17 protein-coding genes are annotated in these 19,932 nt (G+C 50.3%); 10 read left to right on the top strand and 7 right to left on the bottom strand.

Annotated features, from left to right (window positions below):
* Positions 1-2: 2 nt before the first annotated feature.
* Both xseA and ACI0FR_RS03845 read left to right on the top strand, forming a co-directional pair.
* Positions 3-1,634, top strand: coding sequence for an exodeoxyribonuclease VII large subunit (gene xseA / locus ACI0FR_RS03850; protein WP_404906506.1), 1,632 nt, complete (start codon positions 3-5; stop codon positions 1,632-1,634).
* Positions 1,635-1,857: 223 nt separating this feature from the next.
* Entirely contained in the window at positions 1,858-2,586 is a 729-nt protein-coding gene (locus tag ACI0FR_RS03845; RefSeq protein ID WP_404906507.1) for a L,D-transpeptidase, read from the top strand.
* Between the two features lie 46 nt (positions 2,587-2,632).
* Here the strand turns inward: ACI0FR_RS03845 and ACI0FR_RS03840 are convergent, their stop codons facing one another.
* The 6 genes from ACI0FR_RS03840 to ACI0FR_RS03815 all read right to left on the bottom strand — a co-directional run bounded on the left by ACI0FR_RS03840 (position 2,633) and on the right by ACI0FR_RS03815 (position 10,596).
* The gene (locus tag ACI0FR_RS03840; RefSeq protein ID WP_374829533.1) at positions 2,633-3,916 is read right to left on the bottom strand and encodes an HdeD family acid-resistance protein; all 1,284 of its coding nucleotides are present in this window, start codon (positions 3,914-3,916) and stop codon (positions 2,633-2,635) included.
* Positions 3,910-5,118 (bottom strand): MFS transporter, encoded by a 1,209-nt coding sequence (locus ACI0FR_RS03835; protein ID WP_404906510.1) that lies wholly within the window; start codon positions 5,116-5,118, stop codon positions 3,910-3,912. The genes ACI0FR_RS03840 and ACI0FR_RS03835 overlap by 7 nt, the downstream gene beginning before the upstream one ends.
* Positions 5,119-5,325: 207 nt before the next feature.
* Positions 5,326-5,772 (bottom strand): pseudoazurin, encoded by a 447-nt coding sequence (locus tag ACI0FR_RS03830; protein WP_374829529.1) that lies wholly within the window; start codon positions 5,770-5,772, stop codon positions 5,326-5,328.
* A gap of 263 nt (positions 5,773-6,035) precedes the next feature.
* Positions 6,036-6,959, bottom strand: coding sequence for a DMT family transporter (locus ACI0FR_RS03825; protein ID WP_374829527.1), 924 nt, complete (start codon positions 6,957-6,959; stop codon positions 6,036-6,038).
* On the bottom strand, positions 6,943-9,354 hold the full coding sequence (locus ACI0FR_RS03820; RefSeq protein WP_404906513.1) for a PIG-L family deacetylase: 2,412 nt from the start codon (positions 9,352-9,354) through the stop codon (positions 6,943-6,945). Before ACI0FR_RS03820 ends, ACI0FR_RS03825 begins: the two co-directional genes overlap by 17 nt.
* 24 nt (positions 9,355-9,378) lie before the next feature.
* A complete protein-coding gene (locus tag ACI0FR_RS03815) occupies positions 9,379-10,596 on the bottom strand; it encodes an ROK family protein (RefSeq protein ID WP_404906515.1) in 1,218 nt (405 codons plus the stop codon).
* Between the two features lie 328 nt (positions 10,597-10,924).
* Between ACI0FR_RS03815 and ACI0FR_RS03810 the strand changes: the two genes are divergently transcribed.
* From ACI0FR_RS03810 to ACI0FR_RS03785, 6 genes are all read left to right on the top strand, one after another.
* Positions 10,925-12,172, top strand: a complete 1,248-nt coding sequence (locus ACI0FR_RS03810; RefSeq protein ID WP_374829521.1) for an extracellular solute-binding protein — start codon at positions 10,925-10,927, stop codon at positions 12,170-12,172.
* A gap of 231 nt (positions 12,173-12,403) precedes the next feature.
* Positions 12,404-13,327 carry a carbohydrate ABC transporter permease gene (locus tag ACI0FR_RS03805; RefSeq protein WP_374829519.1) on the top strand — a complete coding sequence of 308 codons (924 nt, stop codon included), beginning with the start codon at positions 12,404-12,406 and terminating at the stop codon, positions 13,325-13,327.
* On the top strand, positions 13,324-14,175 hold the full coding sequence (locus ACI0FR_RS03800) for a carbohydrate ABC transporter permease (protein WP_404906517.1): 852 nt from the start codon (positions 13,324-13,326) through the stop codon (positions 14,173-14,175). Before ACI0FR_RS03805 ends, ACI0FR_RS03800 begins: the two co-directional genes overlap by 4 nt.
* A gap of 3 nt (positions 14,176-14,178) precedes the next feature.
* Positions 14,179-15,693: an argininosuccinate lyase gene (gene argH / locus ACI0FR_RS03795; RefSeq protein ID WP_374829515.1), complete on the top strand. Its 1,515-nt coding sequence runs from the start codon at positions 14,179-14,181 to the stop codon at positions 15,691-15,693.
* Entirely contained in the window at positions 15,693-16,739 is a 1,047-nt protein-coding gene (locus ACI0FR_RS03790; protein WP_374829513.1) for an ABC transporter ATP-binding protein, read from the top strand. The genes argH and ACI0FR_RS03790 overlap by 1 nt, the downstream gene beginning before the upstream one ends.
* Positions 16,736-17,677, top strand: a complete 942-nt coding sequence (locus tag ACI0FR_RS03785) for a carbohydrate kinase family protein (RefSeq protein ID WP_374829511.1) — start codon at positions 16,736-16,738, stop codon at positions 17,675-17,677. The genes ACI0FR_RS03790 and ACI0FR_RS03785 overlap by 4 nt, the downstream gene beginning before the upstream one ends.
* A gap of 19 nt (positions 17,678-17,696) precedes the next feature.
* Here ACI0FR_RS03785 and pcaQ read toward each other — a convergent pair whose 3' ends face one another.
* A complete protein-coding gene (pcaQ, locus tag ACI0FR_RS03780; RefSeq protein WP_374830481.1) occupies positions 17,697-18,611 on the bottom strand; it encodes a pca operon transcription factor PcaQ in 915 nt (304 codons plus the stop codon).
* 93 nt (positions 18,612-18,704) lie between these two features.
* Between pcaQ and pcaD the strand changes: the two genes are divergently transcribed.
* The gene (gene pcaD, locus ACI0FR_RS03775) at positions 18,705-19,502 is read left to right on the top strand and encodes a 3-oxoadipate enol-lactonase (protein WP_374829509.1); all 798 of its coding nucleotides are present in this window, start codon (positions 18,705-18,707) and stop codon (positions 19,500-19,502) included.
* A 15-nt stretch (positions 19,503-19,517) separates the two neighbouring features.
* Entirely contained in the window at positions 19,518-19,928 is a 411-nt protein-coding gene (gene pcaC, locus ACI0FR_RS03770; protein ID WP_374829507.1) for a 4-carboxymuconolactone decarboxylase, read from the top strand.
* Positions 19,929-19,932: the final 4 nt, after the last annotated feature.

The raw sequence follows: 19,932 nt of genomic DNA, 5'->3' as shown, positions 1-19,932 counted from the left end.
ATATGAATAATTTATTCGATTCGCCAAAGCCCGCAACGGATGCTGCCCAAAATGCCAGCTCCAATGTTGCCGAATATTCTGTCTCTGAAATATCGGGCGCGCTCAAACGCTCGATTGAAGAGCAATTCGGCCATGTGCGGGTGCGTGGTGAAATATCCGGTTATCGCGGGCCTCATTCATCGGGGCATGCTTATTTCGCGCTGAAAGACGATAAAGCCCGCATGGAGGCGGTTATCTGGCGCGGATCAATGAGCAAATTGCGTTTCCGCCCCGAAGAAGGCATGGAAGTGATTGCCACCGGCAAGCTTACCACCTATCCCGGCTCATCAAAATATCAGATTGTCATTGAGCAAATGGAACCGGCAGGAGCCGGTGCGTTGATGGCGCTTCTGGAGGAACGCAAACGCAAGCTCGGCGCTGAAGGGTTGTTTGATCCTGCCAACAAACAACTCTTGCCATTCATGCCGAAAGTGATCGGCGTGATCACCTCGCCAACCGGTGCAGTGATACGCGACATCATCCATCGTATCACTGATCGTTTTCCGCTTCATGTACTGGTTTGGCCGGTGCGTGTACAGGGTGAAACCAGCGGCGAAGAAGTGGCTGCCGCGGTTCAGGGCTTTAACAATCTTCCCGCCGGAAGCACCATTGCGCAGCCTGATCTTTTGATTGTGGCGCGTGGTGGCGGCAGTCTGGAAGACCTTTGGGGTTTTAATGATGAGGTGGTAGTGCGTGCCGTTGCGGCCTCCCATATTCCGGTGATTTCTGCGGTTGGTCACGAAACCGACTGGACACTGATTGATCTGGCTGCCGATATACGTGCGCCAACGCCAACGGGAGCGGCCGAAATGGCGGTACCCGTGCGCGCCGATCTGCAAGCCGCCCTTGCCTCCCATGCGGCACGCCTTTCATCTGCTATATCGCGCTATCTGGAACAACGTCGTCAAATGCAACGTGCGCTTGGTCGTGCCATGCCCAATGCCGATCAATTACTGGCAATGCCGCGTCGCCATTTTGATGAGATCAGCAGCCGTCTTGAGCGCAGCCTACAAACACTGACCCAGCATAAAAAGATGCAGCTGGATGGATTGGCACGTCAGTTTTCACCACTTCTGCTGCGCCGTAAAATTGCGGAACACAAACGTACGACCACGCAACTGAAGGAACGCCTGCCGCGCGCTTTGGCAAGTTATTTGCGCGAACGCCGCACATCTTATGCCTATCGCGTCGAACGTTTAAATGCCGAGCCTATCTTGCGCGAAATAAGCCAATATAAAGTAGCGCTTGGCCAATTGGATCGCCGCCGCGATCAAGCCATCGGATTGCGCGTTGAGCGTATCAAACGACGCTGTCAGGAGCTGGAACGTTTGATGCGGACACTGTCGCATGAGAGTGTGCTGGAACGTGGCTTTGCAATTGTTTTCGATAAAGAAGGTCACCCCCTCAAACGTGCTGCCAGTATCGATGATGGCGCCTTGTTGAACTTGCGTTTTGCTGATGGGGAAGTGGGCGCAACTGCACATAAAGACGGTATGCCGGTGGTTTCTCAACCGCCTAAATCTGTTACGCCATCAAGGCCAAAGCGACCTACAGCAGCTGCTAAAGACAATGGCAATCAAGGTTCTTTATTTTAAGCAGCGAGCGCTTTGCAGGCATCATTCATCTTTCCTTAACCATAATCACACCAATACTGTGTCATTAACGCAACGCTATTCGTGACATAAAAGTCACTATCATCTGCTGTCTGTTTTTTCGGCCATAAGCTGTCCTTATCTTAAGGCTCACTTAAGCTTGCTCCGGCTTGTTAGCCGCAATCCCAAGCACAGACTTGCGTTTTGAATTTAAAGTGAAAGCCCGATGAAGAATAAAAAACAAAACATGACACAGCTTTTGACCCGCAGAAATTTTCTGATTGGTGCCAGTGCCATTACGCTTTCAGGTTGCGTTTCAACCAATCCCGATATGCGCCCCGCAGCAGATTTAACACCAGCCAAAACCGCCAAGGCTGAAGTTCCGCCGATGTATGAGGCACTCCCTTATGAAGACTTCCCGATCCCTGCGGTTGATGTCTCGAAAGTGCCGCAAAAATACTGGCGCACAGAAGTTGATTATTTCACTGATGAAAAACCCGGCACAGTGATTGTCGATACCCCGAATAAATATCTCTACCATGTGCTGAATAACGGCCGCGCCATGCGCTACGGAATCGGCGTTGGCCGTGACGGCTATGCATGGTCAGGCCATGCAATCATTGCCTATAAGCGCAAATGGCCACGCTGGACGCCACCGGATGAAATGGTTGCCCGCCAGCCAGCTTTGGAACCATACAGTATCAAGAACGGTGGTATGGGGCCGGGCTTGAAAAACCCGCTCGGATCGCGCGCACTCTATATCCATAAAGACGGGCGCGACACCATCTACCGTATTCACGGTTCGCCTGAAGCATGGACCATCGGCAAGGCGGTATCTTCCGGCTGTATCCGCATGCTCAATCAGGATGTCATCCATCTTTATGACAATGTGCGCGACGGCAGCAAGATTGTGGTTATACCCGATCCAAAGGGAAGCCTTGCTATCTCGGCATAAAATAAAGCTAAATAAAAAGCGGGCTTTAAAGCCCGCTTTTTATATCCTAATGACTTGCACTTTTAAGGCGAAACAACCGTCGCCATGTACTGACCGGCGGATTGACCAAAGCACTTAAAGCGCGCGCATAATCGAGCACCAAACCCGGTGTCCATGCCATGGTTTCGGCACGTTGGCGCATCAGTCCGGCAGCCCATAATTCCGGATAGGAAATGGCACCAAGTGCCGACAAAAGCGGCCAGCGACGCTCACGAAAACCACCTTCAAAAGCCGCATCCAGTGCATTCGCCACCGATGAAGAACAATTACGGTTGGTCAGATTATAGGTAGTATCCTGACTATAGCGCTTCCAGTAGCTACGCAATTTTTGTATATCAGCACCAACCAGATGCACTTTGACAGTTGATTCACACCAGCCATCAGCCTCCTCACGATAAGACGTCAAAAAGCGACCCGGCACATCATTATCAACGGTTGCACGTAAAATCCGACCAAACTCATCCGGTGAGCGATCAATTTCAACAGCCGGATAATGGCTGATATAAATATCAGGCTGCACTTCCAATGCTGCGTGTCCAGTGGAGATCACTCCTTCTGCATCGACAGCCGCAATATAACGGTTGATCGCGCGCTGGCGCAGCGGGGTGGTGGCATTACCAGTTGGCGTCCAGACATGTACGATCAGATCACCGCGTGTTGTCTCACCTGTTTCTTCAACATATTCGCCGTTAAAGAGCGTCAGTTCCCCTCTGAACAAAGAGGTGATTGATGCGCCAGGATGCAAACGGCGGATACGAACTGCAATGCTGATAACACCCACACTCGCCATCATCATCACTGCGCCTACATTGCAACCAATTGTCCCCTCATACCAGGTCGGCCAAGGTTGAAGCACAAAAATCGCCAGAATAATTTCTATAACACCGGCAACCACGCCCGCCTTCCAGCGAGAATAGCGCACCACATATGCGCTGCCGATACGCATGCCGCCATCAACCAAAAAGCAAAAGCCAAAAATCATCGCCAATATGAAATTGGCGGCAAAGGACGACATCAGTATTAAAATGGCTAAAACAAAGAGCAAAATCCCCTGAAAGAGGCGCATCTGTTTGGCGGTACCTTGACTGCCAAAGGCAGCGATCACACTGACAATGGCTTCCGGCAACAGGAAGTAACCAAATGCATATGAGGGAATGAGCGTTTTACCATCAATCGCATCAATAAAAATCGCCAATCCGGCAATGAACCAGAGGATGCCGACAACACACAATTTTCTCCAATGATGCTGGATAATATCGCGCCCCAGCAAAAGCAGCATAATCCTTACCACGTTGTCGCCTCATCCGTATTCTTTGCAAATCGGCCAATAAATAAAATAAACCCGAGAAATACGACACAAGCCGCGCCGACAAAAAGCGGCAAACCATGTGTTGTGATGTCCATTGAGATGCCTGCCAACGTCGGGCCGAACAAGGCGCCTGCACCCCAAAACAGACCCATTGCGGCATAAATGCCGACCAGATCGGTGCCGCGGAACTTGCTGCCGATAATTGCCAGCATGGTGGTGTAGATCCCTACAAAAACACCACCCCAGATAAACAAGGCGGGATAAGCAACCCAACCTGCCTGCAAGATCAATGGCCAGAAAAGAGCGCCTGCAATCGACAAGACGCTTAAAATCACCATCAAGCGGAAACGATCCATCTTGTCACAAATCCAACCAATCGGCAGCTGCAGTAAAATAGCGCCGACCATCAAAATCGTAATCAAATGGGTGCCGCCCTGTTCGCTCCAGCCAAGGTGCACCGCGTAAAGCGATAAAAATGACAAGCCCGCCGTTTCAATACCGGCATTTAAACCTGTTGTGCCCATCGCAATAGGTGCTGCACGCATATAACGCAGCAAATTCAGATTATGGGTCTTTTGCATAACCGGTATTTGAATATGGCGATAACTGATAAAAATAAGTGCCAACAAAGCAACACAGCTGCCAATGAAAAACGGCAAAACACCATCAACACCGGTGAAAGACAAAATCAGCGGCCCGCCCGCAAATCCCAATGACAGAAAGGCGGTGTAGGTAGCCATAATGCGACCGCGCGTGGCATCGGTACTCAACTCGCTCACCCATGTTTCAGTAAGCACAAACAGGATTTCGGCAGCTATGCCTAGACCAAAACGCAGCGGAAACCATAGCCAAAAACTCGGCATGGCCGGAAACAATGCCAAGAGAACGGCCGTCATGACGAGAGCGACAATAATGAGCCTGCGCGCTCCATAGCGACTTGCCCATCGCGGCAATATAGGAGCGACACAAAGCACACCAAGCGCGTGCATTGCTGCATTAATGCCGATAAGAGTTTCAGTCACGCCCTGCTCTGTCAAGGACATGGCTACCAGAGGTGCCGTGAGACTATATGTCAGACCGAAGACCGCCGCAGTCGCAATCACTGCCGCAAGTGACAATAATAATCTGCCCGCATTTATATCCGGCGCAGATTGTTGCGACGCATCAGTTATTCTATCACTCAATGAGCCTCACCCGGCAGCAACCATTTTGATAGACTGCCCTCAATCGATTTTTGAAATACCCCTGAACCAGCTATAGAACTATAGCGTCGTATAAGCACTATGAAAAACAAAATAGATCAGAAATTTATAATAAAAATTGAAATTTGTTTCAAAAAAAATGCCGGAAGACTATCATCTTCCGGCATTTTCACTACAACACTGTGAAAATTACTTGGCAGCAGCCTGTTCAAGCAATGGCAGCATACGCTCTTTTGCCTTAGGAGGCATTTTCGCATTTGGAGCTGTATCAAGATTGCTCAGGTCATCGCCAACAACAACGAGAGCGACCATGCCCATTGCAAAGTGTGGCAGGCACTTAACGCCGTAAACACCTTCTTTATCAAAAGTAACTTTTACTTCCTTGTTGATCTTGCCCTTAAAGGTGGTGCCACCTTCTGGCATCATGTCCTTCATGCTTTCAGCATTGTGTGAAGGGTCAGAAGGCACAAAAGTAACTGTGTCGCCAACAGCAATTTTGGTGAGCGCTGGTTCAAAAACCATATCGCCGCCTTCACCTTTATTGAGCATCTTAACTTCAAAATCTGCAGCCAGTGCAGATGCGGTGGTTGCTGCGAAAGCAATCGCAGCTGTAGCGAACAATGTAGAAATTTTCAATTTTCTGCTCCAAACTCGGAACTAGTAAGAAACTTACTTAGCTTCATTTGACAAAAATGGTTTCAACCATGCAATCCGGGGGAGGTTCGATGCATGGCCCATCTCTTGGTCAAGTAGGTAAATAGTTTAAGAAAGTCAATAAATTCTGCAAAAACTTGATCAATATACATAAAAATTGAAGTATTTTTGATCTAAAAAAGCCCGGTTTTGCAGCAAAAGGATTATATTCTTATAACAAAATCGTGACTGCTTGTAATATGATCTTAATTTTTTTTCTTAGCTCGACGCTCCAAAACTGAGGTCAATTGTAATGAGCAGAGCACAATGGCAGAACCAATAATTATTTTCAGTTCCGGCACATCACCAAAAAATACATAACCGGTAATCGCCATCACCACGATTGAAAGATAACTGATCGGTGCCAACACACTGGCATCTGCCAAACGATAAGCGCGCAAGAAACAATATTGCCCGGCTTGCGCCAGCAATCCGATGCCAATCAGCGGTATCCAATCCATTGCCTTCACCGGCTGCCAAGTCATGATCGCCGGAATGGCGGTCAGTACCACCAAGCCAACCGTATAAAACACCATCATCACCGTAGTACTTTCTTCACGAAGCTGACGCGTCTGAATGGTAGCCAGCGATCCAAACACCACATTGATGGCAATCGCCGCCAAGCCGACGCTCCAGACGAAACCTCCGCTTGGATTGAGCATGATCAGCACACCGCCAAAGGCGATACCGGCGCCGATCCATTGAATACGGCTCACTTTTTCTGACAACATCACCACAGCCATCAGCATAGTGACGAGCGGCCTGGAAAAACTTAAAGCATTGACCACCACCAGCGGCATCAGCGCATAGGCAAAAAACTGGCTCGTTAATGCAATCGCATTACAAACAATGCGGGTGAGATTACGCCACGGATGGCGAATATGCAGCATCTGTTGCCGCTCACGCCAAATGAGCGGCAGAATGAAGATCAACCCGATCAGCGCACGGATGAAAACCAGCTGAAAGGCCGGATAAGCGACACCTTGCGCCTTCACCAGTGCCGACATAGCACCGGCAACCAGCAGCATATCCGCCAGAGACCAAATAATGGCCTCTCCGGTCGAGTTTTTGCCCGATGTTGCGTTTTTCACGCGTGAGTTATCGGTTGCCGTCTCAGGCCGGTTGAACAAGATTGGCCACCAATCGGAAAGCGCCCGGCACCAGTTTGTCGAGCTGATGATGCAAAACAAGACTTGTATGCGTATGGCGCCCCTGACCAATTTCCGCACTCAGCAATGCGCCAAACAATGGCTGCTCATTGGCATCGTGCATGGATAAAAGCGGTACATAGGCATCATCCCATCCGGAGATGAAATAAAGTCCGCGCTCTTTGTCCCAACCGTCAAAATCATTCATGTCAATATGGTTTGGACCTTTGAGCAATTTATGCTCCGGCTGCAAGATCGTCACATCTGAGGCCGGATCGGTCACACGCCAGCGTAAAGAAGGTGTGCCGATATTCAGACGCAGCGGCGGCGTTGTTTCCGGCACCCAGCCATCTGATGGACGATGATACAAAGTAACCAAATGGCCGCCTTTATGCACAAAATCATGGAGTTTAGCAGTGGCTGCCGCCAAGTCTTTGCGCAAACCAAAGGTAAAAATACCAACGACAATGGTGGTGAATTGCGACAGATCACCTGCAAAATGCTTCTCATTCAGCATGGTGACATCAAGTCCCATGCGTGAAAGCCACAGACCCACACGATCCGCACCGCCACCGACATAGCCGATTTTGGCCCTCTTCGGCAGCGTCAGATCAAGCGCCAACACCTGCAACAATTCCGGCTCGCGATAGCTCACCGCACCAATATGCGGATAACTGATACGATCCACTTTAAAAGCATCACGTCCATCAATTTGCGGCGTAAAACGCAACAAGCCTTGCTCGGTCTTTTCAGGCCGCGCCAGTGTCACTTGTTCGCCTTCTTGGCTCACGTTCCAACCTGCCGGCGCACTGAACCGCACTGGTGCTTGTGCACCATTGATGGTCATACGCGTCGTCAAATTTTCAGTAGTCTTATCTTGTATGGCCAAAATAAAGGCTGGCGGATCAAGGGTCAGCGAACTTGCAGGAAGGACAGCAAAAGGCTCTTCGAGATCAAATTGCGCATTAGCCTGATAACCGGAGAAATCCGCACTCAATACAATATGCGCCTGACCATTGCCTTGCAGCGATGTCCAATTCGGCTCAAAAACAGGTGAAAATGCAGCTTCAGTTTCGGCAATCACATCAAAATTGAAATATCTGCCATTTTGTCCGGTCGCAATAACTTCAACACGATCAGGGAAAACCGCATCAACGCGCACTTTATAGCGGCGATGCTCATCACTGAGGCTGACCTTCAACTCGGTTGCCTGCCCCGGCGTTAAGGTACGTGAAGTTAAAGCCGCATTTTCAAACAGATCTGCGGCTTCAAAAAGCGCATGATGAATTTGCATCAGTTTTCTGGTCAGGCGATGATCATGCAGTTTTAAAAATTCAGCTGAAGCATGTTCGCGCGCGGTTTCAATGGCTTTTGCTGCTTCAACCAAACACGCCATAATCGCACCGCGATCAGGAAAGGCCGAAATCGCATGATCAAGTGCATCCTGCGCATCACGCAAACTGCTGACAGTTTTTGCCGACAATCCGGAGAATGACGCCAATTGTTCCAAATTGGCAGGTAAACCATCCAGCACCGATGTTTCGCTGCGTGTTTTAACGCTATTCAGCAACAGGTACAGCGGCCATTCTTGCTTTGGATTTTCCGGCCAATAGCCCATGCCTTGGCTGGCATGGTAATAACGTGACCATTCACCGATACGAGCATAATCGGCGCCGGTTGCAACATCGCGCCCCTCAGCGCGTATCGTGACAGTAGCTGTTGGCGGCGGCACTTCATCATCATAATAGCCATTGCTGCCACCAGTCCATGCAGGCAGATAATATTTGCCTACCTGCCAAACGCTCAGACCTTCATCAAAATGCTCCGGATAGGCTTTAGGGTCGGCAGCCAAATGAATCGCTTTTTCAGCCGCGCGTGTCATCGCGCGGTGATGGCCATGCTGCCCCGGAACATCAAGAAAGGTCGGGATCACAATATCCGGACGATCGGTGCGATAAGCACGGACAAGGCGCTCAATGGTGCGGTCTTCGCCCCAATGCATAAAAGTGCCGTCGCCATCTTTGGAAAAGCCGAAATCATGGATCCTGTCTTGCGGGCCATGACCAAGCCATGTCACGTCACTGTCAATGGCACGTGCGGCTTCTTCCAGTTCACGGCTGCGCACCGCACCCAAAGCACCGCTGCGCTCAGGCCCCAGCACATTCTGTCCGCCCTCGCCGCGGGTGGAACAACCGATAATTACCCGCATGCCCAATGCAAAACGCAAATATGCCAGCATTCCGCTTTGCTCATCATCGGGATGCGCGCCGGTATTCATCATGGTAACGGTTGATTGCAAACGGCTTAGGCTGCGATGCAGACGCACTAATGCTGGTGCAGCCATCTGCTTTTCAATTTTTTGACGCGCGTCAAGCATAGTAGTCCTCCAGATATTTAGTTTTTAAAGATCAGTCGCCGTATCAAGCTTCGGCGTCATAACCTCGAATAGCGGCAAAGCAGCAGCGCCCAAAGCTGCTGTGTACTGACCGGTTGCCCCGAGAATCACCCGCGGCATCACCCGTTTCTGACGGCTTGCCACCGAAATCGGCAGCGCTCCCATTTGCGTCACCAGTTCCTGCAAAATCGAATCCGGCAGCATACCGCTTAAAATGACGGTCTGCGGATCCAGAATATTTTCGATCATTGCAATCATCGGTGCCAAATGGGCGGCGGCCTCATGAATCCAGTGCATAAGAACCTGATTTTTCTTTTTATAGAGCTCGACCAGATCATCAAATTCAGTGTTTTCAATGCCTGCCTGATGCAGCGCTTCACAGAGCGAATAATGCGACGCATAGCGCTCAAGACAGCCCTGCTGCCCGCAGGCACATGAGCGCCCCAAAGGCGAAACAACCACATGACCGATTTCGCCCGCATTGCCGAAAGCACCGCGAAACGGCATGCCGTCCACAATCATGCCAAGGCCGATACCGCCACCGAAATAAATCATCGCAAAGCTGGAAATACTATGTCCGGCACCAAATAAACGCTCGCCCACGGCCGCAGCGGACGCATCATTTTCAATGATAACTGTCTCGCCACAGGCTTCACTTAAAAAAGCGGACGCATCAATTTCTGCCCAACCGGGCAAAGTTGTGGGCCCCACGGAAGTCATGCCTTCCACATCAAAAGGCCCCGGCATCACAGCACCAACGCCCAGCAAAGGCGCAGTAAAACTTTGTTTTATTTCAGCAATTTCACTTGCAAACTGCTTGGAAAGCTCTGCGGGGCTGGTGTCTTTCACCGGGATGATACGGCGCAAGCGTGGCTGACCGGCAAGATCAAGCACTGTTGTCACCATATGATCGGAAGCCATTTCAATCCCGATCGTCATCGCACCATCAGGATTAACCGCAAATTGCTTGGGTGGCTGTCCGCGTCCGGCGCGCAAACGCCCCGTCTGCATCAATAGGTTTTCACTGACCAGTTCGTCAACAATATTGGCGATAGCTTGTGCGGTCAGATGGGTAAGGCGCGCAATATGCATACGCCCCAATGAGCCATGCTGGCGGACGACATCTAAAACCACGCGACGATTATGATCGCGAATCCTCTCCGGATTTTTACCCAGAGTGATCTGATGGGTTGTTTGTTGATCATTATCGAGCTGGAAAACCATTCTATTCACCCTGCTATCCCCTGAAAAAGTGATAGCGCAAATACCTCAAACACAGCAATAGATTAATTCAAGTAAATTATCTTATTGACAAAACCATGTTTTATAGGGAACCGTAAGGACTAACACTTTGGTGTTTTCTGTAGCACATTAACGCAAGCATGCGAACAAATGTTCTGCGGAAGAAATAAGTGACGGAATAGTATATTGTTCAAGTTGCGACAGTTGAAGTCCGTTCATTTACAACACTGGAATGAAGGTTCCGGGCAATTGGTTCAGCATCCTCTTCGCAATCAAAAAAAAGCGAGGCGGCGCTTAGGGAGGTTCTAATATGCGTAAACTTATGTTTGCGAGCTTGGTTGCTGGTTTCAGCACGATGGCTTTTAATGCAGCTCAGGCTGTTGAAATTGAATATTGGCAGTATATTTTCGAAACCCGCGTTAAAGCTATGGACAAGCTGATCGCAAATTTTGAAAAAGCCAATCCAGATATCAAAGTCAAACAGACCACATTCCCTTATGATGATTATCAGACGCGAGTTATCGCTGCCAAAATGGCCGGCAAGACCCCTGATGTCATGCAGCTTTTCTATGGCTGGCTCGACAAATTCGTAGCTGGCGACATTCTGCAACCGCTGTCAAAAGAAACATTTCCGCACGATAAAATCGAAGCAGATTTCTTCTCCATCACCGATGCTATGAAGCGCGGCGATGAATATTATGGTCTGCCGACTGCGGTTCGTTCATTGGCCGTATTCTACAACAAGAAATTGTTTGAAGAAGCCGGTCTTGATCCAAACAATCCACCACAGACGCTGGAAGAATTTGTTGAAGCGGCAAAGAAAACCACCAAGCGTGATGGTGCGGGCAACCTCACCACTGTTGGCGTGACCATGGATATGGCTGGTCAGGATCACCATTGGTGGCGTGAAGTGCTGGTTCGTCAATTTGGCGGCGTGCCTTACACCGACAATGACCGCAAAGTGGCTTATGACACCGAAGCCGGTGACAAGGCTCTGAAATTCTACACTGACCTGCAGCTTGAACATAAGGTCAGTGAACAGAAATTCATGGATGAAGGTCAAGCTGCATTCCGTGCCGGTATGGCTGCAATGACGATTGACGGTACTTTCCGTCTGGGTTCATTTCGCACCATCGAAGGCTTTGAATGGGGTGTAACCGAACTTCCGGCTAATGCTGAAGGTGTTCGTTCAAACTATGCCAGCTATTTTGCCAATGGTATCGGTTCCGGTGTGACGGGTGAAAAGCTGGTCGCCGCTGAAAAATTCCTCAACTATATTTCCTCACCGGAAGCGATGGAAATCTGGCTGGAGGAAGTCGGCGAATTGCCTGCACGCCGTTCTGCGGCTCAGACCGAGAAAAATCTGGCAGACCCGATCTATGGTCCGTTCCTCAAAGGTCTGGACTATGCTCACACCACCATGTTTGTGGATGAAGCAGCCCAGCGCCAGACCGCAATTGACATGGTCAACCGCGTGGCACTTGAAAAGCAGCCGACCAAAGATTCACTCGCTCAGGCTGCAAAAGCTGAGCAGACTGTAATCGACGACGCACAATAAGACTGCAAAATAGAAAGCGTGGACTTCAATATTGAAGTCCACGCTACATTTTAATTCATAAATTTGCGTCTGCTTTTAAAGCATGTCTCCCAAAAGTGGACACCGGTTTTGGGATAGTGACATGCGTTAAAAACAATGAGGCAGAGCGAGTGCAATGGATCAGATTAAATGCAAAACGCTCTAGTAAAATATTACGCTTATCCCGAACCATACCAAAAGGTATTGTGAGCCATGACTGTGACAACAGCCCGACCGGATGACACTTTTTGGAACCGCTTCCCCATGCGGGTAAGACGGTTGATCTGGGTTTGGAGCTTCCTTGCCCTCCCCATCCTGTTTTATTCGGTTATCCGGTTTTATCCGACAATTGAGGCTTTCTGGCTTTCATTGACGGACTGGAATTTGATGAAGCCGCCAAAATTCATCGGTTTCGCCAACTACACCAAGCTTTTTTCTGATCCGCAATTCTGGAAAGTGTTTAAAAACACATTCAGCTATTTGCTGATCGGTACCCCTATCAGCCTCATTCTGGCCTTTACGATTGCGTTTTACTTAGATCGCGTCCGCTTTATGCATGGCCTGATCCGTGGCCTTTATTTCCTGCCATATCTGACCACCGCTGCCGCAATGGCATGGGTTTGGCGCTGGTTCTACCAGCCTGCCCCCATCGGCGTCATCAATAATGCGCTGGCGCTGGTTGGTATTCCGCAGCAAGGTTTCATCCGTTCGGTTGAACAGGCATTGCCATCCATCATGGTGACATCGATCTGGGCTGGCCTCGGCTTCCAGATCATCATCTTCATGGCCGGTCTGCGCGCTATTCCGAACACATTCTACGAAGCAGCCCGCATTGACGGTCTGGGTGAATGGGCCATTTTACGCAAAATCACCATTCCGCTCCTGAAGCCGACAACCGTATTTCTGGTTGTTTTCTCCTCAATCGGATTCTTACGTATCTTCGATCAGGTCTACAACATGACCACCAATGATCCGGGCGGCCCGCTTGGCTCGACCAAACCATTGGTGCTGATGATTTATCAAACGGCCTTCTCATCTTATGCGATGGGTTATGCCGCAGCACAGACAGTTGTCCTGTTCACCATCCTGCTTTTCGTATCGCTCTTACAGCTCTGGATTTTGAGGGAAAAGAAATGAGTACCACTGTTCAATCGCCCTCAATCAATTACAAAAACGTCAGACCAGGCCGTGTGCTGACATGGACATTATTGTTCATCGGCGGCGTAATCATGGTTATTCCGCTGGCATTCATGTTTTCAACATCGCTGAAAACAGCCAGTCAGGTTTATGATTTGCGTCTGATCCCTGCCGCACCATCATTCCAGAACTATGTCACCATTCTGGCTGACGGACGCTTCCTGCGCTGGTTTTTCAACTCGATGTTTGTCGCAGTCGTCGTCACGCTTTCCAACGTGTTTTTTGACAGTCTCGTCGGTTACACATTGGCGAAGTTCAAGTTCCGCGGCCGTAACTTCATCTTCATCGCCATTCTGTCGACACTGATGATCCCGACAGAAATGTTGGTTATTCCTTGGTATGTCATGTCATCAAAGCTCGGCTGGCTCGATAGTTATTGGGGCATTATGTTCCCGGGCCTGATGACTGCTTTCGGAACCTTCCTGATGAAACAGTTCTTTGAAGGTGTGCCGGATGACTTCCTGGAGGCTGCACGCGTCGATGGTCTCAACGAGTTCCAAATCTGGTGGAAAGTGGCCATGCCGCTTGTCACCCCTGCGCTCTCGGCACTCGCCATCTTTACCTTCCTCGGTAACTGGACAGCCTTCTTCTGGCCGCTGATCGTCACCACCAGCAAAGAACTTTACACCTTGCCGGTTGGTCTTTCGAGCTTTGCGGTTGAACAATCCATCCAATGGGAAATGATCATGACAGGTGCTGCGATTGCGACGCTGCCGACCCTGTTGGTCTTCCTCGTGCTGCAACGCTACATCGTGCGCGGTGTGATGCTTGCCGGACTGAAAGGATAAATCATGTCAGACCTAGATCCACGCTTGAACGACAAAAGCGTCTTTCCTGATCCGACCTATAAAGAAACGGTTCTGAAACCGCTCTTTGATGGCGCTAAAACCCACCATGTCGACGGTTTCCGCCGTATCGACCGCGCCCATCTGGTGATGCTGGTGGAAACCGGCATTCTGGATCGCACTCAGGCTTCGGCCATTGCCGGTGCATTGGAAGCTATCGACCGTGATGTTGATCCGTCTCAGCTTGTTTACACCGGTGAAGTGGAAGATTTCTTCTTCCTGATTGAGAAAGAGCTAAAAAGCCGTCTTGGTGCCGATATTGCCGGTCGTCTACATACGGCACGTTCGCGCAACGATATCGACCACACTCTGTTCAAACTTGGCCTGAAAGAGCGCATTGACGCCCTGATGGCCAAAGCACAGAACCTGCTGGAAGCGATGATCCGTGCAGCGACCCGTGAAAAAGCAACTCTGATTGTGGCTTATACCCACGGTCAGCCGGCACAGCCTTCCACTTTCGGTCATTATCTCTCTGCCGCTATTGAAGTGCTCATCCGTGATATCGAGCGCTTTGCAGAGGCACGCAAAATCGTCAATCTGTCGCCAATGGGCGCAGCGGCGATCACCACATCCGGCTTTCCGATCAACCGTGAGCGTGTTGCGGAACTCTTGGGCTTTGCGGCGCCTTTGCGCAATTCCTACAGCTGCATTGCAGCTTCCGACTACATCACCTCAACCTATTCTTCCATCGAGTTGATGTTCATCCATCTTGGCCGCCTTATTCAGGACTTCCAGTTCTGGACAAGTTTTGAAGTTGGCCAAATGTATGTGCCAAACGCTTTCGTGCAAATTTCTTCCATCATGCCGCAGAAGCGTAATCCGGTACCGATTGAACATATGCGCCATTTGTCCAGCCAGACGATGGGTCGTGCCCGCACGGTTCTTGATGTCATTCACAACACACCATTTACCGATATGAATGACAGTGAAGGCGAAACCCAACAAATGGGTTATGAAGCCTTTGCAACCGCCAGCCGCGTGTTGGATTTGCTGGCAGCTTTCATCGAAGCTGTGCGCATTGATCCAGCTCGTGTTCAAGACAATATCCGCCGCTCCTGCATCACCATTACAGAGCTTGCAGATTCACTGGTGCGTATCGAAGACCTCTCCTTCCGTCAGGCGCATGAAATTGCGGCAACCGTTGCCAAGGCCGTTGTTGCGAAAGGCGGCGGACTGGCCCAAGACGGTTATGAACCGTTTCTGGAGGCATTCAAGCATGCAACAGGTAAAGAGCCTTCTTTTGACCGTTCCAAGTTTGAAGAGCTGGTTTCGCCTGAATATTTTGTGCGCATCCGTGATCGTACCGGCGGCCCGGCCGACAAGCCAATGATGGAAGCTCTTGCCCATTATAAAGCAACAGCCCAAGCATTTGCGGCTCAAACTGCCAAACAATCTGCCGACGAGGCCAATGCCGCGCGCGCGCTCAATGAAAAATTCCAAACATTGGTGGAGACACGCTGATGGCCACAATCGAACTCGAAAAACTGGTAAAGCGCTACGGCAATGTTGAAGCTGTCCGCGGCATTGATCTTCAAATTGCCGATGGTGAATTTGTGGTTTTTGTCGGCCCTTCCGGCTGCGGTAAGTCCACCACCTTGCGCATGATTGCAGGTCTGGAAGACATTTCCGGCGGCACATTGAAAATCGGTGATGAAGTCGTCAATGAACGTGATCCGAAGCAGCGTAATATTGCGATGGTTTTCCAGAACTATGCGATTTACCCGCATATGACTGTGCGCCAGAATATCGGTTTTGGTCTTTATACTTCGAAACTCTCGAAGGAAGAAAAGAACAAGCGCATCGAAGAAGCCGGCAAGATTTTAGGTCTGGAGCCTTATCTCGATCGCCGCCCTGCTGCCCTTTCAGGTGGCCAGCGTCAGCGTGTTGCCATTGGCCGTGCGATGGTGCGTAATCCGTCGGCATTCTTGTTTGACGAACCTTTGTCCAATCTGGACGCACAGTTGCGTGCCCAAATGCGCATTGAAATCAAACGCCTGCATCAGCGCCTGAAAACCACCACCGTTTACGTGACCCACGATCAGGTGGAAGCCATGACCATGGCTGACCGAATTGTGGTGATGAAAGACGGCAACATCCTGCAGACAGGCACACCGACCGAGCTTTATGAAAATCCGGTTGATGTGTTTACCGCCCGCTTTATCGGCAGCCCTTCGATGAACCTCATCAAAGGCCGTCGTTCCGGCGATGCAGTTGAATTCACTGAAAGCGGTGACATTCTCATCGGTGTGCGTCCGCATGATCTGATTGCACTGGCTGATGGTGAAACTGCTCCGGCTAACGGCATCAGCCTCACCGGTACCGTGCTGGCTGTTGAACCTTTGGGCCCTGAAACACTCATCCATTTGAGTGTTCACGGCACAGAAGTGATCGCCACCGCACCAGCCAAGTTCATTCCGGCAGCAGACAGCACCGTGACTGTTCATGCACCAAGCGGCAGCCTTTATCTGTTTGATGCAAAAACCGAGAAAAGCTTAGGCCGACTATGAGTTCTGCATCATCACCCTGTTCATCAGGTGTAAGGTCGGCTGTCTTAAGCATCGGACGCATATATTGTGATTTGATTTTCACCGGTCTGGATGCACTTCCTGAACTCGGCAAGGAAACATTTGCACAAGATATGAATATTGCTGCAGGGGGCGGCGCGTTTATCACCGCCGCTCACCTTGCCCACAAAGGACGAGCTTGCGCATTGCTGGCACGTCTCGGGCTTGATCCGCTATCCGTCGGTATTCTGCCGGAACTGGAAGCCGCCGGTGCTGATCTGCGCTTTCTGGAACGCTGCGTGACTGCCGGCCCACAGGTCACTGTCGCAAGTGTCGTTGATAATGACCGAGCCTTTCTTTCACGCCGCGCCGGTACTGCGCTGCCAGCTACGCTTGAAGACGCATTAAACTGGAGTGATGCTGGCCATCTGCATATTGCAGAATATGCCACTTTGCATGAAATCCCAGACCTGATTACGCGCGCCAAGGCTAAAGGGCTGACGGTTTCGCTTGATCCAAGCTGGGATGAAACGCTGATCTATGATCCGGCATTGCTGAATGCTTGTAAGGGGGCAGATATTTTCTTGCCCAACCAGGAAGAAGCACTGGCGATCACCGGCCATAAAGATCCGTTTGCAGCCTTAAATGCGCTAGCCGAACATTTCCCCTGTGTGGTGCTCAAAGGCGGAGCGGATGGTGCATGGCTGAAGGCTGGCGATCTGCAATTGCATAAATCAGCAGAAGCGGTCACCGTTGTGGATACAACCGGTGCCGGTGATGCGTTTAATGCAGGCTTTATCGATAGCTGGATGCAAGGTGTCGGGCTTGAAGCGGCACTCAGTGAAGGCATTATCTGCGGTAGCCTCGCTGTGCAAGCTGCCGGCGGCGCCGCTATTTTAGCGGCAAAGCCAGAATCAAACAAAGCGGCGCTGCTATCTTAGCGGCGAAACTTTAAGCTTTTTAAACATTTTCAGCCGCTTCGCGAATTGTCTGGATCAGAATTTGCAAGGCGGCTGATTGCGTCATATCGGTGCGCATAGTCAGCCCCACCGGCCCCTTGGTTTCATCCGTATCAATATCAAGCGGCACCAGTTTACCTTCCGCCACATCCGCGGCAGCAACCCCTTCAGAAATAATCCAGACCGCATCACTTTCGCGTACGAAAGCGCGACCGAAAGCATCCGACACCGTCTCAATCTGGATCGGCAAAGCACCGATGCCATTGGCGATCAACAAACGGTCAACAAAGGGGCGAATGATTGATTTTCGCGTTGGCATCAGCACCGGAAACTGAGCGATATGATCAAAAATCAGCGTGTTTTCATGTGCCAGTGGATGTCCGGCACGCACCAGAAACAAGACTTTTTCCGAATATAAATGCTCAAAGAAAAATCCTGTCATTTTTTCCGGTGCCGCCAAACGTCCGACGACCAAATCCAAGTCACCAACGCGCAATTGCTCCAACAGAACCGAATTTTCACCGGTGACGATTTTAATGCGGCTGCCAGTTTTCTCCGACAAAAACAAGCTCATCGCGCGCGGCATGATGCGGGTGGAAACGGTCGGTAAAGCGCCAATGCGAATTGGCGGGCCCGAACCGTCCACCTCCTGCGACACAGAATCAAAACCCTGCCGCAGCGCCGTTAGGGCTGTTCCGGCATGGCGCAAAAAGACATCACCAAAACGGGTAATTTTAATGCCGCGCCCGTCACGCTCCAACAAAGGAACACCTAAAATTTCCTCAAGCTCACGCATTGTTTTCGTGACAGCAGGCTGACTGACATGCAGGATTTGCGACGCTTTCATCACACTTTTCTGACGTGCGACTTCCACAAATGTGTGCAAATGACGGAACTTGATACGGTTGCTGACCATATTCACATAACCTCCCAGTTATGAATATACGCGTTAATATCATTTTACTTAACCAGATGAAAGCGCCAGATTAAAATCGTGAGGAGACAATCAGTGCAATTTATTCGTCTAAACAATCAAACCACCCATTACGCGCTCGCAAAGCCCGAGCGTAATCACGCATCCGATGCGACAATTGTATTCATCAATTCGCTCGGCACAGATATGCGGATTTGGGATGATGTGAAGACAACATTGGCTGGCGAATATTTGCTGCTGACTTACGACAAGCGTGGGCACGGTCTTTCTGATACTGGTGCCACACCTTATACAATTGACCAGCTCGCTGACGATCTGATCGCATTGCTCACTGCATTGAACCTTGATCGTGTCATCTTATGCGGTCTTTCGGTTGGCGGTTTGATTGCTCAAGCGGTATTTGCCAAAAAGCCGGAGCTTGTAGAGGCACTCATTCTTTCCAACACAGCCCATAAAATCGGCACTGCCGATATGTGGCGCACACGCATTGATGCTATTCGCCAAAACGGTTTGAGCAGCGTATTGGCGCCGACAATGGAACGCTGGTTCACCCCGACTTTCCGAACCGACGATAATGCTGCCTTTGCCACCTATTGCAATATGTTCACCCGCCAGCCGGTTGATGGATACACCGCCACCTGTGAAGCCTTGGCACATGCAGATTACACCGCAGAAGCTCAGTTGATTTCAGTGCCGACCTTATGCATTGCCGGTGATCAGGATGGCGCCACCCCACCCACACTTGTGCAGGAAATGGCTGATCTCATTCCGGCAGCTGAATTCATCATGCTTGACCAATGCGGACACATTCCTTGTGTGCAACAGCCGCAGGTTTTTGCCGACACCATCTCGAAATTCATAAAAAATATCTGAAACGGAGAATAACCCATGGCCGAGAATTCCGCGTCGTCTTCGCGCTATGAGCTTGGGATGCAAGTGCGCAGATCAGTGCTTGGTGATGACCATGTTGATCGTGCTTCGGCATTAATCAACGATATGGATCGTCAGTTTCAGCAACTGATTACGGAATCGGCATGGGGCACAGTCTGGGCAAGCGAAGGCTTGACCAAACGTGAGCGCTCGATTGTCACAATTGCTTTGCTGGCAGCGCTCGGTCAGGATGAAGAACTGGCCATGCATATTCGTGCAACCGTCAATACGGGCGCCACAAAACAAGATGTTTGTGAAGCCTTGATGCATGTCGCTATCTATGCAGGCGTTCCGGCATCAAACCACGCTTTTAAAATTGCGAAAACAACCTATCGGGGAATGGAAGAAGCGGGAGGGGAACAATCGTGAAAAA

It is taken from the genome of Paenochrobactrum sp. BZR 201-1 (genome assembly GCF_044987585.2).
Lineage (GTDB): Bacteria > Pseudomonadota > Alphaproteobacteria > Rhizobiales > Rhizobiaceae > Paenochrobactrum > Paenochrobactrum pullorum.
This window is presented reverse-complemented; position numbering and strand designations above follow the sequence as displayed.

Bases quoted from the DNA above. Each gene is read 5' to 3' on its own strand.
- xseA (WP_404906506.1), top strand. From the start codon at position 3: ATGAATAATTTATTCGATTCGCCAAAGCCCGCAACGGATGCTGCCCAA.
- ACI0FR_RS03845 (WP_404906507.1), top strand. From the start codon at position 1,858: ATGAAGAATAAAAAACAAAACATGACACAGCTTTTGACCCGCAGAAAT.
- ACI0FR_RS03820 (WP_404906513.1), bottom strand. From the start codon at position 9,354: ATGCTTGACGCGCGTCAAAAAATTGAAAAGCAGATGGCTGCACCAGCA.
- ACI0FR_RS03815 (WP_404906515.1), bottom strand. From the start codon at position 10,596: ATGGTTTTCCAGCTCGATAATGATCAACAAACAACCCATCAGATCACT.
- ACI0FR_RS03810 (WP_374829521.1), top strand. From the start codon at position 10,925: ATGCGTAAACTTATGTTTGCGAGCTTGGTTGCTGGTTTCAGCACGATG.
- ACI0FR_RS03805 (WP_374829519.1), top strand. From the start codon at position 12,404: ATGACTGTGACAACAGCCCGACCGGATGACACTTTTTGGAACCGCTTC.
- ACI0FR_RS03800 (WP_404906517.1), top strand. From the start codon at position 13,324: ATGAGTACCACTGTTCAATCGCCCTCAATCAATTACAAAAACGTCAGA.
- argH (WP_374829515.1), top strand. From the start codon at position 14,179: ATGTCAGACCTAGATCCACGCTTGAACGACAAAAGCGTCTTTCCTGAT.
- ACI0FR_RS03790 (WP_374829513.1), top strand. From the start codon at position 15,693: ATGGCCACAATCGAACTCGAAAAACTGGTAAAGCGCTACGGCAATGTT.
- ACI0FR_RS03785 (WP_374829511.1), top strand. From the start codon at position 16,736: ATGAGTTCTGCATCATCACCCTGTTCATCAGGTGTAAGGTCGGCTGTC.
- pcaQ (WP_374830481.1), bottom strand. From the start codon at position 18,611: ATGGTCAGCAACCGTATCAAGTTCCGTCATTTGCACACATTTGTGGAA.
- pcaC (WP_374829507.1), top strand. From the start codon at position 19,518: ATGGCCGAGAATTCCGCGTCGTCTTCGCGCTATGAGCTTGGGATGCAA.